The sequence below is a fragment of the Cellulomonas sp. plas2 genome (genome assembly GCF_057221735.1).
Genome location: NZ_CM170155.1, coordinates 1,840,045 through 1,854,038, shown reverse-complemented (window position 1 = coordinate 1,854,038; position 13,994 = coordinate 1,840,045). Strand labels below are relative to the sequence as shown.

Here is a 13,994-nt window from a genome sequence, read left to right as displayed (position 1 = left end):
CGCCCGTCAGCCACGCTGGCCGCCGAGCAGCCGCAGCGCACCCCGCAGGAGCCCGGCCACCTCCTCCGGGGCCACCGGGCCCTCGCTGCCCTCGAGCACGGCGGCGACCGCATCGCCGGCGGCCTTCGCGTTCCAGCCCAGCCCGACGAGCGCCTCGACCACCTGGTCGCGCCCGTCAGGACCCGCCGGCGGGGCGGGCACGCCCGTGGTCGCCCCCGTCGGCGCGCCCAGGCGGTCCGCCAGCTCGAGGACGATGCGCTGCGCGCCCTTGCGTCCGATGCCCGGTACCCGCATGAGGGCCGTGAGGTCCTCGTCCGCCACCGCGCGCCGCAGCCCCTCCGGCGTGTGCACGGCCAGCATCGCCAGGGCCAGGCGCGGCCCGACCCCGGAGACGGTCTGCACGACCTCGAAGACCTCGCGCTCGTCCGCCTCGGCGAACCCGAACAGCGTCAGTGAGTCCTCCCGCACGACGAGCGACGTGTGCAGCCGTGCCGTGCACCCCACACGCAGGCCAGCGAGCGTCGCGGGCGTCGCCTGCACGAGCATGCCGACGCCCCCCACCTCGATGACCGCGGCGTCCAGCCGCACCGCCAGCACCGTCCCGTGCACCGACGCGATCACGCCGTCCCGCCCCTCTGTCGACCCCTCGTCCGGCCGGCGCCGCACCGCGCCACCGGCGCACAGCGTGCCACAGGACGACGAACACGCGTACGAACGCCACGCGGTGCTGGGGACGGCGCGGAAGCACCGTGCTGGGCGGCGCCCGCGGGCGACGAGGCCCCGGACCACCGCCGCGCGGTGGTTCAGGCGCGCCGGCGGGCCGCCTGCTCGGCGGCCGCCCAGGCGCGCTGCGCCGCGGTGAGCGACGACGGGGGCCGCTGCGGCGCACCGACCGCGCCCGCGGGACGCCAGAGGTGGCAGATCGCGAGGGCCAGCGCGTCCGCGGCGTCGGCCGGGCGGGGGCGTTCGTCGAGCCGCAGGAGGCGGGTCACCATCGTCTGCACCTGCGCCTTGTCCGCGCGCCCGTTGCCCGTGACCGCGGCCTTGACCTCGCTGGGGGTGTGCAGCGCGACGGGGATGCGCCGCCGGGCGGCCGCGACCATGGCCAGGCCGGCTACCTGCGCGGTGCCCATCACCGTCGACACCTGGTGGTTGGCGAACACGCGCTCGATGGCGACGGTGTCGGGCGCGTGCTCCTCGAGCCACTCCTCGACGGACCGCTCGATCCGCAGCAGCCGCTGGTCGATGTCCGCGTCCGGCGGGGACGTCGCGACGCCGACCGCGACCACCGCGAGCCGGCGGCCGGGGAGCCCGTCGACGACGCCGAGCCCGCACCGGGTGAGGCCGGGGTCGACTCCGAGGACGCGCACGGCGCCCATGCTCGCAGCACGGGCGCCGTGGGGACGTGGGGCGCGCCGCGGCCCGCCGCGGGAGCGGTCAGGTCGTCGACCGGGCGCGTGCTGGGGTCAGTCGTCCTCGTCGAGCTCCGCCAGCACCTCGTCGGAGGCGTCGAAGTTGGCGTAGACGTTCTGCACGTCGTCGGAGTCCTCGAGCGCGTCGATGAGCCGCAGGATCTTCCGCGCGCCCTCGGCGTCGACCTCGATCTGCGTGGCCGGGTGGAAGACGACGTCGGCGGAGTCGTACTCGATGCCGGCCTCCTGCAGCGCGGTGCGCACCGGGACGAGGTCCGTGGCCTCCGTCAGCACCTCGAAGGAGTCGCCGAGGTCGTTGACCTCCTCGCCGCCCGCGTCGAGGACCGCCTCCATCACGGCGTCCTCGTCCGTGCCCTCCTTGGGCACGACGACGACGCCCTTGCGGGAGAAGAGGTACGCCACCGAGCCCGGGTCGGCCATCTGGCCGCCGTTGCGGGTGAAGGCGACGCGCACGTCGGAGGCGGCGCGGTTGCGGTTGTCGGTGAGGCACTCGACGAGGACCGCGATGCCGCCGGGGCCGTACCCCTCGTACGTGATGCCCTGGTAGTCCGCGCCGCCGGCCTCCTGGCCGGACCCGCGCTTGATGGCGCGGTCGATGTTGTCGTTCGGAACGGAGGACTTCTTCGCCTTCTGCACCGCGTCGACGAGCGTGGGGTTGCCCGACAGGTCACCGCCGCCCGTGCGGGCCGCGACCTCGATGTTCTTGATGAGCTTGGCGAACGACTTCGCGCGCTTGGCGTCGACCACGGCCTTCTTGTGCTTGGTCGTGGCCCACTTGGAGTGACCGGACATGACTCGCTACCCCTTCAGCGGCTCTCGCCGACGATCTGGACGAACAGCCGGTGCACCCGCGTGTCGCCCGTGACCTCCGGGTGGAACGAGGTGACGAGCAGGGGGCCCTGGCGTACCGCGACGATCCTACCGGCGGCCGGCCCGCCCTCGACGCGGCCGAGGACCTGGGCCGACGGCCCGACCTCCTCGACCCAGGGCGCACGGATGAACACGGCGTGCAGCGGGTCGTCGTGGGAGTCGTCGATGCCCTCGATCGTCAGGTCCGTCTCGAAGGAGTCCACCTGCCGGCCGAAGGCGTTGCGGCGGACCGTGACGTCCATGCCGCCGAGGGTGCGCTGCCCCTCGATCCCGCCCAGCACACGGTCCGCGAGCAGGATCATCCCCGCGCAGGACCCGTAGGCCGGCATGCCGTCGGCGATGCGGGCCCGCACGGGCTCGGCGAGGTCGAAGGCGCGCAGGAGCTTGTCCATCGTCGTCGACTCCCCGCCCGGCAGGACGAGGCCGTCGACGGACGCCAGCTCCCGCTCGCGGCGCACGGGCACGCCCTGCGCGCCCACCGCCTCGAGGGCGTGCAGGTGCTCGCGCACGTCGCCCTGCAGCGCCAGCACCCCGATCCGCGGGCGTGCTGAGGCGGTCGGTGCGACGCTGGAGGGGTCCTGGGGCACCGGGTCATCCTATGTTCGGGCGGGTCGGTGGAGGTGGGCGTGGCGCACGCGACGAAGGCGGCACGGACGCCGGCACGGACTCCGGCACGCGCGGATCTGCCGACGCGGCCCTGCGCCGTCTGCGGCCGCACGATCACGTGGCGCAAGAAGTGGGAGCGCGACTGGGAGCAGGTCCGCTACTGCTCCGCGGCCTGCCGCTCGCACGGGCTGACGCCGCAGGACGCGGCGCTCGAGGACGCGGTGCGCGCCCTGCTCGCGGCGCGTGCCCGCGGGGCGACCATCTGCCCGTCGGAGGCGGCCCGGCGCGTCGGCGGCGACGACTGGCGCGACCTCATGGAGCCGGCACGGCAGGCGGCCCGGCGGCTCGTCGCCGCCGGCGAGGTCGAGATCACGCAGGGTGGTGCGGTGGTCGACCCGTCGACGGCCCGCGGCCCGATCCGGATCCGCCGCGTCTGAGCGGTCGCTGGACGGGTCTCTGGGCGGATCCGCCCACGGGTTCCCGGACGGGTGCCTGTCGCGTGTCGGTGCCTCGTCCTACGGTCGCCGCATGGACGTCGTGCTGATCCCCGGGTTCTGGTTGGAGGCGTCCTCGTGGGCGCCCGTCACCGCGGCGCTGGCCGCCGCCGGTCACACGCCCCACCCCGTCACACCGCTGGGCACCGGCCGACCGGCGGCCGAGGTGGCGGCCACCACCCTGGCCGACCAGGCCGCCGACGTGGTCGCACTCGTCGACACGCTGCCCGGACCCGTGGTGGTCGTCGGGCACAGCGGCGGCGGCGCGGTGGCCCACGCCGTCGCGGACGCCCGCCCGGACCGCGCCGCGCGGGTGGTCTACGTCGACAGCGGGCCGCTCGGCGACGGGGACGTCGTCAACGCGGAGCTGCCCGTGGTGGACGGCGTGGTGCCGTTCCCCGGGTGGGACGCGTTCGGCCCCGAGGAGCTCGAGGGCCTGACGCCCGAGCTCCGCGACCGGTTGGAGGGCGCCGCCCTCACGGTGCCGCCGCTCGTGGCGGCCGGCCCGCAACGGCTGCACGACGAGCGACGGTACGACGTCCCCGTCACCGTCATCAGCTGCACGATGCCCGAGCCCGTGCTGCGCGCCCTCGTCGCGGAGGGGCACCCGTACGTCGCCGAGCTGGGTCGCGTGCACGACGTCGAGGTGGTCGAGCTGCCGACGGGCCACTGGCCGCAGCTCTCCCGGCCCGAGGACCTGGCGGCCGCGGTCGTGGCGGCGGTGGGAGGGGCCGCACGCACGCGGGCCGGCGCGCCCTGACCTCAGCGGCCCGGCTCGGGGCCCGGTCCCGGCTGGCACGTCGGGCACCACCAGGTCCGCCGGCGCTCGGGGTCGCCGGGACGCTCGGCCACGACGCGGACGGTCGTGCCGCAGCGCAGGCAGGACCGGCCGGCGCGCCCCGCGACCCAGTGCTCCTCGCCGCGCCGCGGACGGCCCGGCAGCACGGGCGGCACCGTGACCTGGTACGCGCCGGGCACGGTGGCCGACCGGCGTAGGGCTCGGGCGGCGCGGTCGACGAGCGCCGGCAGGTCGACCTCGCCGACGGGCGTCCACGGGCTCGCCCCGATGAGGAAGGCGAGCTCGTTCGCCCACAGGTTCCCGAGCCCGGCGACGAGCCGCTGGTCGAGCAGGGCGGCCGCGAGGGGACGCGCGGGGTCGGCACCCAGGCGCCGCACGGCCTCCTCCGCGTCCCAGTCGTCGCGCAGCGGGTCCGGCCCGAGGTGCCCGACGAGGTCGGGCTCACGCGCGGTCGGCACGACGCGCAGGTCGTGCAGGCGCAGCCCCCACGCGGTGGCGCCGGTGCCGAGCACGAGCACGAGGCGGACCTCGTGCGCGACCCGCGTCGGCAGCCGCTTCCCCGGGGCCGTCACGGTCCATTCCCCGTCCATGTGCAGGTGGCTGTGCAGCGTGCGGCCGTCGTCGAACCGGGTGAGCAGGTGCTTGCCGTGCGTGGCGTGCTCGAGGACGGTCGTCCCCGCGAGCACCGTCGTCGCCAGCTGCGGCACCCGCAGGTCCGAGCGCACGACGGGCTGACCGCGCAGCGCGCGGTCCAGCCGCCGGGCCAGCCGGTGCACGCTGTCCCCCTCCGGCACCGCGCCTCCTCGTCCTCGTCCTCGTCCGCCCAGGCCCGGCCGGTCCGTGCCGCGATGGTGCCGCCGACGTAGCCTCCTCGCCATGGCACGCACGATCGCGACCTCCACCACCGTCGACCGCGAGGGCCTCCTCGACTTCGCCCGCGGCAGGCACCACGTCGTCCTCATGACCCGCCGGCGCGACGGGTCGCCGCAGGCGTCGCCCGTCACGGCCGGCGTGGACGAGCAGGGCCGGTTCGTCGTGTCCACGTATCCCGAGCGGGCCAAGGTGCACAACGCGCGCCGCGACCCGCAGGTGAGCCTGCTGGTGCTCTCCGACGACTTCGGCGGCGCGTGGGTGCAGGTCGACGGGGAGGCCGAGGTGCTCGACCTGCCCGAGGCGCTCGAGCCCCTCGTCGACTACTTCCGCGTCATCGCCGGCGAGCACCCCGACTGGGACGAGTACCGCCGGGCCATGGTCGCGCAGGGCAAGGTCCTCCTCCGCGTGACGCCCACGCGCTGGGGACCCGTCGCGACCGGCGGGTTCCCGGCGCGCCTCGCCGAGGCCTGAGGGCAGCGCACCGCCCCGTAGGGTCGACGGCCATGAGCACCGCTCCCCCCGGTCCGGACGTCCTTCACACGGGTAGCGGCACGGGCGACACCCTCGCCGCGCGGGCCGTCGCGCTGGACCTCGCCCATGCGGCCACCGACCTACGTCGCCGGTTCGACCTGCCCGAGGACGTCGTCTACCTCGACGGCAACTCGCTGGGGGCGCTGCCGGTCGGCGTCGCCGAGGCGGTGACGGACGCCGTGCGCGTGCAGTGGGGCCGCGACCTCGTCGCCTCGTGGAACACGCACGGCTGGTGGGAGGCCCCGACGCGCGTCGGCGACGCGATCGGGCGCCTCGTCGGCGCCGCACCCGGGCAGGTCGTCGCCGGCGACTCCACGACCGTCCGGCTGCACCAGGCGCTGCACGCCGCCGCGGCGCTGCGACCCGGGGCGGACGTCGTCGTCACCGACCCGGGCTCGTTCCCCACGGACCTGTACGTCACGCGCGGGGTCGCGGACCAGGTCGGGTGGGACGTGGTCCTCGCCGACCCCGACGAGGTCCCGCGCACCCTGGCCGACCTGGCCGCCACGGGCCGTCGCGTCGCGGTGGTGTCCCTCTCGCACGTCGACTACCGCACGGGCCGGCTGTGGGACCTGCCGGGGCTGACCCGCGCCGCCCACGACGCCGGCGCCCTCGCGCTGTGGGACCTGTGCCACTCGGCGGGGGCCGTGCCGGTCGACCTCGACGACCACGGGGTCGACCTGGCCGTGGGGTGCGGCTACAAGTACCTCAACGGCGGGCCCGGGGCCCCGGCGTACGTCTACGCCGCCGCCCGCCATCTGCCGCACGTCCGCAACGTCGTCCCGGGCTGGCACTCGCACGCCCGCCCGTTCGCCATGGCGCCGGACCACGAACCGGTCGACGGTGCCGCCCGGCTGCGCATCGGCACGCCGCCCGTCCTGTCGCTGCTGGCGCTCGAGGCGGCGCTGCGCGCGTTCGACGGCGTCCCGGTGGAGGCGGTCCGCGCCCGGTCGCTGTCCCTCACGCGCTTCCTGCGCCGCTGCGTGGCGGCACTGGTCCCGGGCGCGGCGTTCGTGTCCCCCGACGACGACGACCGCCGCGGCTCGCAGGTCGGCGTACGGCACCCGGACGCCTACGGGGTCGTCCAGGCCCTCGTCGCGCGCGGGGTCGTCGGCGACTTCCGCGAGCCGGACGTCGTCCGGCTCGGCGTGGCGCGCCCTACCTCACCCACGCGGAGATGCTGGTCGCGGCGCGGGAGCTGGCGGCCGTGCTCGCCGCCGGCGAGCACCTCGACGAGCGCTGGTCCCGGCGCGCGACGGTGACGTGACCGGCGCGGTCAGCCGCCGGCTCAGCCGACGGGAGCGGTGACGGGAGCGCCGACGCCGACCCGTCCCCCGGCCGCGTCTGCGACGGGAGCGACCCGCGCCACCCCCGCCGCCCGGTCCGCGTCGACCTGGTCGGCGAGCCGCCCGAGCCCCTCCAGGAGGTCGGCCGGGGCGGCGGCCAGGCTCACCCTGACCATGCCGGCGGCCGCGGACCCGAAGGTCGCGCCCGGCGCCACCGCGACGTGCCGCTCGCGCAGGAGCCGCAGCGCGAACGCGTCCGTGTCGGCGACACCCACGTCGACCATGAGGTAGAACGCGCCGTCGGGACGGACGCACGCGATCCCGCGCCGCGTCAGCAGGTCCACGGCGGCGTCACGCCGGGAGCGGTAGGACGCCACGGCGTCGGCCACCGCGTCCTGCGGGCCCGTCACCGCGGCGACCGCGGCCTGCTGGGAGACGCTCGACGGGCACGCGACGGTGGCCTCCGCGAGGTGACCCATGAGGTCGAGCGCGTGGCCGTCGGGCACGACCGCGTAGCCCAGCCGCCAGCCGGTCATCGCGTAGGTCTTCGACATCGTCCGGAACACCACCACGCGGCCGTCCGTGTCGAGGGACAGCGGGCTGACGTGCTCCGCGTCGAACGTGATCGCGTCGTAGCACTCGTCGGACAGCAGCCACAGGTCGTGCCGACGGGCGAGGTCGACGAACGCCTCGACGACCTCGCGCGGGTAGACCGCCCCGGTCGGGTTGTTCGGCGAGTTCAGCAGGATCGCGCGGGTCGTCGGCGTGAGGGCCGCCTCGACGTCCTCGGGCCGCGGCACGAACCCGTGCTCGGGCAGGCACGGGTAGGTGGCGACGTCCAGTCCCGCCGCGACGGCGGCCATGCGCCAGTTCGGGAACTCGGGGTCGGGCAGGAGCAGCGTCTCGCCCGGGCTGAGCAGCGCCGCGAACGCCAGCGCGAGCCCGTTCATGGCGCCGTGCGTGACGACGACCTCGTCGGCGGACGTGCTCCGTCCCGTGGACCGCGTCACGACGTCCGCGAGCACCGCCCGCACCGCGTCGGTGCCGACGGACGAGGTGTAGCCGGTGTGCCCGGCCCGCGCCGCGGCCGCGGCCGCCTCGACGACGTGCGCCGGCGTGCGCAGGTCCGGCTCGCCGATCTCGAGGTGGATCGCGCCGGGGTCGCGCAGCGCGAGCTCCATGAGCAGGCGGATCCCCGAGCGCGGGACGGCGGCGGCGGCGCGGGACGTCGTGGGCACGACCGGACCCTAGCGCCGCGCCGCCGGTCGGTGTTACCACCCGGTACGACGACGACGTCACACCCGTACGTCACACCAGGCCGTCACACCCGGCCGCGACGGCGGGCCCTACTCCTCGACGAGCCCCAGGTGCCGTGTCACCCCGTCCCAGCCCGCCAGCAGCGGCCGCACGAGCGCGACGAGGTCCGCCGGGAACACCTCGATCTCGACCCGCGCGAGGTCGTCGAGGTCCCACCACCGCACCTCGTCGATGACGTCCAGCTCCATCGCGGTCCAGCCCTCGCGGCTGAGCGCGGCGGCGTCGTCGACGCGGGCGAGGAAGAACTCCTCGTCCTGCCACAGGTGGGCGGCGGCGAAGTCGAACACGGCCGACCGCGTGAGCACCGGCCCGACGAGGTCGGCGTCGTCGACGACGAGGCCCGTCTCCTCCCGGACCTCCCGCACGGCCGCGGCCCGGCTGCTCTCGTCGGGGTCCAGCCCGCCGCCGACGGTGAACCACCACGACCGCTCGGGCTGGTCGACGTCGTGCCCGCGCAGGAGCAGGACCCGGTCCTGGGCGTCGACGAGGATCACGCGCGCGGCGCGCCGCCGCAGGACGCCGTCCGGCCCCGGCTGCCAGTGGCTGCCGGGGCCGTGCACTGGGCCGCCGCCCTCGAGGTGGCTGCGCGCGCCGGAGGGCGCGTCGCTCACCAGCCGCGCTCGGCCAGGCGGTGGGGCTCCGGGACGTCCTCGACGTTGATGCCGACCATCGCCTCGCCGAGCCCGCGCGAGACCTTGGCGATGACGTCGGGGTCGTCGTGGAAGGTCGTGGCCTTGACGATCGCGGCGGCGCGCTGGGCCGGGTTGCCGGACTTGAAGATGCCCGAGCCGACGAAGACGCCCTCGGCGCCGAGCTGCATCATCATCGCGGCGTCGGCGGGGGTGGCGATGCCGCCGGCGGTGAAGAGCACGACGGGGAGCTTGCCGGCCTCGGCCACCTCCTTGACGAGCTCGTACGGCGCCTGCAGCTCCTTAGCGGCGACGAACAGCTCGTCCTCCGGGAGCGAGGTCAGGCGGCGGATCTCCGCGCGGATCGTGCGCATGTGCGTCGTGGCGTTGGAGACGTCGCCGGTGCCCGCCTCACCCTTCGAGCGGATCATGGCCGCGCCCTCGGTGATGCGCCGCAGCGCCTCGCCGAGGTTCGTCGCGCCGCAGACGAAGGGCGCCGTGAACGCCCACTTGTCGATGTGGTGCGCGTAGTCCGCCGGCGTCAGGACCTCGGACTCGTCGATGTAGTCCACGCCGAGCGACTGCAGCACCTGCGCCTCGACGAAGTGGCCGATGCGCGCCTTGGCCATCACGGGGATGGAGACCTCGGCGATGATCGAGTCGATGAGGTCCGGGTCGCTCATGCGGGCGACGCCGCCCTGCGCGCGGATGTCGGCCGGCACGCGCTCGAGCGCCATGACCGCCACGGCACCGGCGTCCTCGGCGATCCGGGCCTGCTCGGCGGTGACGACGTCCATGATGACGCCGCCCTTGAGCATCTCCGCCATGCCCCGCTTGACCCGCGCGGTGCCGACGGCACGGGCCGAGGACTCGGCGGCGGGGACGGTGGGCTGGGCGTTCTCGGTCACGGCATGCCTCGCTGGTCCAGGCCGGGGTCGCCGGCGCGGCGGTGGTGGATGCGCCCATGGTAGGCCCGGCCCCGCGGGCGCCGGGGCGACGTCTCAGGTCCCCCGCGCGCGGTCGTCCGGCGTCAGCGCGCCGCCGGCGACGGGTCGGCGAAGGCCGCCGGCCAGGAGTCGTCGAGCTCCAGCGTCCGGGGCATCGGCGCGTGCCCGGCCAGGCGCAGCGCCCGCACGAGCACGCCGCGCCGCAGCCGCTGCGTCTGCGCGACGGCCTCGTTGTGGAACCGCCGCGCGAGCTGCACCCGGTACCAGGCGGCCGCGAGGTCGTCGAGCAGCTCGTCCCCGCCGGGCTCCGCCCGCAGCGCGGCGACCTCCTCGGGCTCGTCGAGCACGGTGCGCAGCGTGTTCGTCAGCTCGCTCTCGGCGCGGGCGCGCTCCCGGGCGCGCTCCTCGCGCAGCGGGAGGCGCGGCGCGCCGCTCGTCGGCCGCAGCGGCCGGGGACCGGCCGGCGGCGGGGTACCGGCCTCGACCAGCAGCGCACGCAGCTCCTCCGGTAGCACGACCTCCGTCTCGGCGTCGGTCCCGCCGCAGGCCAGCGCCGCCAGCGCCGCCTCGCCGACGAGCACCGAGCTCACCGGGTCGAGCAGCCCGGACGTCGCCAGCTCGGCGGCGGCCGTGGCGCGCCGGACGAGCTGGGTGTCCAGCACCGCGCGCGAGGCGCCGACCTTGCGGTGGAGCCGGTCGAGCCGCGACGCGGCGACCCACACGACCCACACCAGCAGGGCGCCCACCCCGAGGACGATCACGCCCACGTCCGTCGTCACGCGTCACCCCGCAGCCGCACGCGCTCCTCGCCCCAGGTGCGGGTGAGCCGGCGCAGGCGCGCCCCCCGCAGTGAGGCCGGGTCCTCCCCCACGGGTGCGTCCCGGCCCTCGACGACCATCTCGTACACCGCCAGGACCCGGTCGGTCACCACGGACCAGTCGTAGCGCGGCACCGTCCGGTCCGCGGCCTCGCGGACGCGGTCCCGCAGCGCCGGGTCCCCGAGCACCCGCACGAGCGTCGCCCCGAGGTCGTCGGCGTCGCCCGTGCGGAACAGGACCCCGGCGGCACCGTCGTCGAGCACGCGCGAGAAGGCGCCGAGGTCGCTGGCGACGACCGTCGCCCCCGCGGCCATCGCCTCGACGAGGACGATGCCGAAGCTCTCCCCGCCCGTCTGCGGCGCGCAGTACACGTCGACGGAGGACAGGAGGGCCGCCTTCTCCTCGTCGCTGACGCCGCCGAGCAGCTCGACCGCAGCCGCCGCGTCGCCGAGCAGCTCCCGGACGTCGTCGGCGTCCGTCTCCCCCCGGCCGGCGACGAGGAACCGCGCGCCGGGGTGCGCCGCGAGCACGCGCGGCACCGCCGCGAGGAGCACGCCCAGGCCCTTGCGGGGCTCGTCGAGCCGGCCGAGGAACGCCACCGTGGGCCGCTCGGGCGTGCCGGTCCAGCGCGGGTCGGGCCGCGCGGCGGCGAAGGTGCCCGTCCAGACGCCGTTGGGGATGACGACCGCGTCGCCGCCCAGGTGCTCGACGAGGGTGCGCCGCGCGTCCTCGGACACGGCGACGCGGGCCGAGATCTTCTCCAGCGACTGGCGCACGAGCGGGTAGGCCATCTGCAGCGACCGGGACCGCTGCAGCGCGGTGTGGAACGTCGCCACGACGGGCCCGTCCGCGATCCACAGCGCCAGCAGCGACAGGCTCGGGGTCACGGGCTCGTGCAGGTGCAGCACGTCGAACTCCCCCGACCCCACCCATCGGCGGACGCGGGCCGCGGTCACGGGGCCGAACGTGAGGCGCGCGACCGACCCGTTGTACCGGACCGGGACCGCGCGCCCGGCCGCCACCATCCAGGGCGGGACGGGGGTGTCCTCGTCGGCGGGCGCCAGCACCGACACCTCGTGGCCGCGCGCGAGCAGGGCCTCCGCCAGGTCGCGGACGTGGAACTGGACCCCCCCGGGCACGTCGAAGGAGTACGGGCAGACGATCCCGACGCGCAACGGCCGCACCGGCGCCCGGTCCGCGACGCTCACGGCCCGACCGCCGTCGTCGGCGCCGGCGTCGGTACCGTCGTCGCGCGGACCGCCGCGTCGCGCGCGGGGTCGAGGTCCTCGACGAAGACCCGCTGCAGCATGTGCCAGTCCTCGGGGTGCTCCCGCACGCCCGCCTCGAGCACGTCGACCCAGGTCTGCGTGAGCACGGCGACGGCGGCCGCGCGGGGCATCCCGGTCGGCACCGGCAGCTCCGGGGAGAACCGGACGACGAGACCCCACGGCGACCGGGCGGCGCGGCGGCGCGCGCCGTGCAGCCGCTCGTAGTGCAGCACCACCGCGTGCAGGGGCGCGCCCGTGCCGAGCGCCAGCGCGGCCGGGCCGGCCGCGACCCGGGCGGGCCGGCCGGCGAGCCGCACCTCGACGCCCCGCGCGGTGAGGTCCCGGTCGGCGAGGAGCGGCACCACCCGGCCCGGTGACCGCACCGCCCGCACCAGCCCGCGGAAGACGTCCTCCCCGCCCGTCAGCGGCAGGATCTGCATGCCGAGGCCCTCGCGGAAGCGCAGGAACTCGGTGAAGACCTCCTCGGGCTCCAGCCGCTCCGCGACGGTCGTCACCGGCGCCAGGTGCGTCGTGGCCCACGCGCCCGCGAGGTCCCAGTTGCCCATGTGCCCCAGCGCCAGGACCGGGGACCGGCCGGCGTCGAGGTGGCGCTGGAGGTGCTCGCGCCCCTCCGCGCGGACGCGCGCGGCGAGGACGTCGGCCGGCCAGGCGGCGACCGCGAAGGCCTCCCCGTAGTAGCGCAGGTAGGACCGCATGCCGCGCCGGCTCAGCCGCCGGACCGCGGGCCCGTCCAGGTCGGGCCGCACCCGCGCGAGGTTGGCCTCCAGCCGCCGCACCCCGGCGCCGTGGCGCAGCCAGGTGACGTCGGCGACGAGCGCGCACACCCCGCGCAGCACCGGTCCCGGCACGCGGCCCGCCCACCGCCACGCGAGCGCGAACGCGCGACCGACGGGCAGCCGCGGCCGGCTCACCGCCGCCCCGCCGTCCCGACGGCCTGCCGGCGCACGGTCGCCATGCGCTGGCCGACGGTCACGGCCGAGGCCACCGCGAGCAGGGCGAGCACGACCGTCAGCACCGCGTGCGGCAGCCCGAGCCCGACCAGGGCCGTGGCCAGCAGCGTCACCAGGAGCCGGTCCGCCCGCTCGGCGATGCCGACGGCCGCCGTCATGCCCAGGCCCTCGGCGCGCGCCCGCGCGTAGGGCACGACCGAGCCGAGCACGAGGCACGCGAGGGCCGCCACGGCGGTGGCGTCGTCGTCGCGGCCCAGGGCCCACAGCAGCAGCCCGGCGAAGATGGCGCCGTCGCCGAACCGGTCGAGCGTCGAGTCGAGGAACGCCCCCCAGGGTCCGGAGCGGCCCTGCAGGCGCGCCATCACCCCGTCGAGGGAGTCGGTGAGGACGAAGACGCCGATGACGACGGCCCCGAGCAGGAGATGGCCGGTGGGGAACGCGACGAGCGCGGTGACGACGACGACCAGCGTGCCGGTCACGGTGACGGCGTCCGGCGACACGCCCGCGCGGAGCAGCGTGCGGGCCAGCGGCGTGAACAGCGCGGTCATGAGGCCGCGCAGACGGTCGAGCACGGCGGTCAGCCCCGGGGCCAGGCGGCGGCGAGCCGGTCGCGGGTGTCGGCGAGCAGCTCGGGCAGGGCGCGGCTGCGGCCGACGATGGGCAGGAAGTTCGCGTCCCCGGCCCAGCGCGGCACGACGTGCTGGTGCAGGTGCGCGGCGATGCCGGCGCCCGCGACGTCGCCCTGGTTCATGCCGAGGTTGAAGCCGGCCGGGTGCGACACCGCGCGCACGACTCGCATCGCCGTCTGGGTCAGCCGGGCCACCTCGTCGATCTCCTCCGGCGTCAGGTCGGTGTAGTCGGCGACATGCCGGTCGGGGCAGACGAGCAGGTGACCGCTGTTGTACGGGTAGAGGTTGAGGACGACGAACGCGACCTCGCCCCGCGCGACGACGAGCCCCTCCTCGTCGGGCAGGCTCGGCACCCGGCAGAACGGGCAGCCGGAGCCGGCGGCGTCGTCCTCGGGCTTGCCCTCCCCGCCGATGTAGGCCATCCGGTGCGGCACCCAGAGCCGGCCGAACCCGTCGGGCACGCCGGGCCGGTCCTCCGGCCGCTCGACGACGACGTCGCCGCCGTCCCCGTCCACCTGTCCGC

At 76.5% G+C, this 13,994-nt stretch carries 17 protein-coding genes; 4 read left to right on the top strand and 13 right to left on the bottom strand.

What is annotated here, in order from left to right:
* Positions 1–6: 6 nt before the first annotated feature.
* From ruvA to pdxT, 4 genes are all read right to left on the bottom strand, one after another.
* Positions 7–621, bottom strand: coding sequence for a Holliday junction branch migration protein RuvA (gene ruvA / locus AC2TDM_RS08290; protein ID WP_484636338.1), 615 nt, complete (start codon positions 619–621; stop codon positions 7–9).
* A 182-nt stretch (positions 622–803) separates the two neighbouring features.
* The gene (gene ruvC, locus AC2TDM_RS08285) at positions 804–1,370 is read right to left on the bottom strand and encodes a crossover junction endodeoxyribonuclease RuvC (protein WP_090030985.1); all 567 of its coding nucleotides are present in this window, start codon (positions 1,368–1,370) and stop codon (positions 804–806) included.
* 96 nt (positions 1,371–1,466) lie between these two features.
* Positions 1,467–2,225: a YebC/PmpR family DNA-binding transcriptional regulator gene (locus tag AC2TDM_RS08280; protein WP_090030864.1), complete on the bottom strand. Its 759-nt coding sequence runs from the start codon at positions 2,223–2,225 to the stop codon at positions 1,467–1,469.
* Between the two features lie 14 nt (positions 2,226–2,239).
* Positions 2,240–2,890 (bottom strand): pyridoxal 5'-phosphate synthase glutaminase subunit PdxT, encoded by a 651-nt coding sequence (gene pdxT / locus AC2TDM_RS08275; protein ID WP_090030863.1) that lies wholly within the window; start codon positions 2,888–2,890, stop codon positions 2,240–2,242.
* 39 nt (positions 2,891–2,929) lie between these two features.
* Here pdxT and AC2TDM_RS08270 point away from each other — a divergent pair, with 39 nt between their 5' ends.
* Both AC2TDM_RS08270 and AC2TDM_RS08265 read left to right on the top strand, forming a co-directional pair.
* On the top strand, positions 2,930–3,346 hold the full coding sequence (locus tag AC2TDM_RS08270) for a DUF3253 domain-containing protein (RefSeq protein ID WP_484636337.1): 417 nt from the start codon (positions 2,930–2,932) through the stop codon (positions 3,344–3,346).
* Positions 3,347–3,437: 91 nt separating this feature from the next.
* Positions 3,438–4,163: an alpha/beta fold hydrolase gene (locus AC2TDM_RS08265; protein ID WP_484636336.1), complete on the top strand. Its 726-nt coding sequence runs from the start codon at positions 3,438–3,440 to the stop codon at positions 4,161–4,163.
* 2 nt (positions 4,164–4,165) lie between these two features.
* Here the strand turns inward: AC2TDM_RS08265 and AC2TDM_RS08260 are convergent, their stop codons facing one another.
* Positions 4,166–4,996, bottom strand: a complete 831-nt coding sequence (locus AC2TDM_RS08260) for a DNA-formamidopyrimidine glycosylase family protein (protein WP_484636335.1) — start codon at positions 4,994–4,996, stop codon at positions 4,166–4,168.
* Between the two features lie 82 nt (positions 4,997–5,078).
* Here AC2TDM_RS08260 and AC2TDM_RS08255 point away from each other — a divergent pair, with 82 nt between their 5' ends.
* On the top strand, positions 5,079–5,546 hold the full coding sequence (locus AC2TDM_RS08255) for a PPOX class F420-dependent oxidoreductase (RefSeq protein WP_090030860.1): 468 nt from the start codon (positions 5,079–5,081) through the stop codon (positions 5,544–5,546).
* 32 nt (positions 5,547–5,578) lie between these two features.
* The gene (locus tag AC2TDM_RS08250) at positions 5,579–6,868 is read left to right on the top strand and encodes an aminotransferase class V-fold PLP-dependent enzyme (protein WP_484636334.1); all 1,290 of its coding nucleotides are present in this window, start codon (positions 5,579–5,581) and stop codon (positions 6,866–6,868) included.
* Positions 6,869–6,894: 26 nt separating this feature from the next.
* Here the strand turns inward: AC2TDM_RS08250 and AC2TDM_RS08245 are convergent, their stop codons facing one another.
* The 8 genes from AC2TDM_RS08245 to AC2TDM_RS08210 all read right to left on the bottom strand — a co-directional run bounded on the left by AC2TDM_RS08245 (position 6,895) and on the right by AC2TDM_RS08210 (position 13,986).
* A complete protein-coding gene (locus AC2TDM_RS08245) occupies positions 6,895–8,130 on the bottom strand; it encodes a pyridoxal phosphate-dependent aminotransferase (RefSeq protein ID WP_484636333.1) in 1,236 nt (411 codons plus the stop codon).
* 108 nt (positions 8,131–8,238) lie between these two features.
* On the bottom strand, positions 8,239–8,820 hold the full coding sequence (locus AC2TDM_RS08240; RefSeq protein WP_484636332.1) for an NUDIX hydrolase: 582 nt from the start codon (positions 8,818–8,820) through the stop codon (positions 8,239–8,241).
* Positions 8,817–9,746 (bottom strand): pyridoxal 5'-phosphate synthase lyase subunit PdxS, encoded by a 930-nt coding sequence (pdxS, locus tag AC2TDM_RS08235; protein WP_090030857.1) that lies wholly within the window; start codon positions 9,744–9,746, stop codon positions 8,817–8,819. The genes AC2TDM_RS08240 and pdxS overlap by 4 nt, the downstream gene beginning before the upstream one ends.
* Positions 9,747–9,868: 122 nt before the next feature.
* Entirely contained in the window at positions 9,869–10,564 is a 696-nt protein-coding gene (locus AC2TDM_RS08230; protein ID WP_090030856.1) for a hypothetical protein, read from the bottom strand.
* Complete coding sequence (locus tag AC2TDM_RS08225; protein WP_484636420.1) at positions 10,561–11,778, bottom strand: glycosyltransferase family 4 protein; 1,218 nt, start codon at positions 11,776–11,778, stop codon at positions 10,561–10,563. The genes AC2TDM_RS08230 and AC2TDM_RS08225 overlap by 4 nt, the downstream gene beginning before the upstream one ends.
* Before the next feature lie 29 nt (positions 11,779–11,807).
* Entirely contained in the window at positions 11,808–12,803 is a 996-nt protein-coding gene (locus AC2TDM_RS08220; protein WP_239079033.1) for a phosphatidylinositol mannoside acyltransferase, read from the bottom strand.
* The gene (gene pgsA, locus AC2TDM_RS08215) at positions 12,800–13,414 is read right to left on the bottom strand and encodes a phosphatidylinositol phosphate synthase (RefSeq protein ID WP_090030854.1); all 615 of its coding nucleotides are present in this window, start codon (positions 13,412–13,414) and stop codon (positions 12,800–12,802) included. The genes AC2TDM_RS08220 and pgsA overlap by 4 nt, the downstream gene beginning before the upstream one ends.
* Before the next feature lie 5 nt (positions 13,415–13,419).
* Positions 13,420–13,986 carry an HIT family protein gene (locus tag AC2TDM_RS08210; protein WP_484636419.1) on the bottom strand — a complete coding sequence of 189 codons (567 nt, stop codon included), beginning with the start codon at positions 13,984–13,986 and terminating at the stop codon, positions 13,420–13,422.
* Positions 13,987–13,994 lie beyond the last annotated feature (8 nt).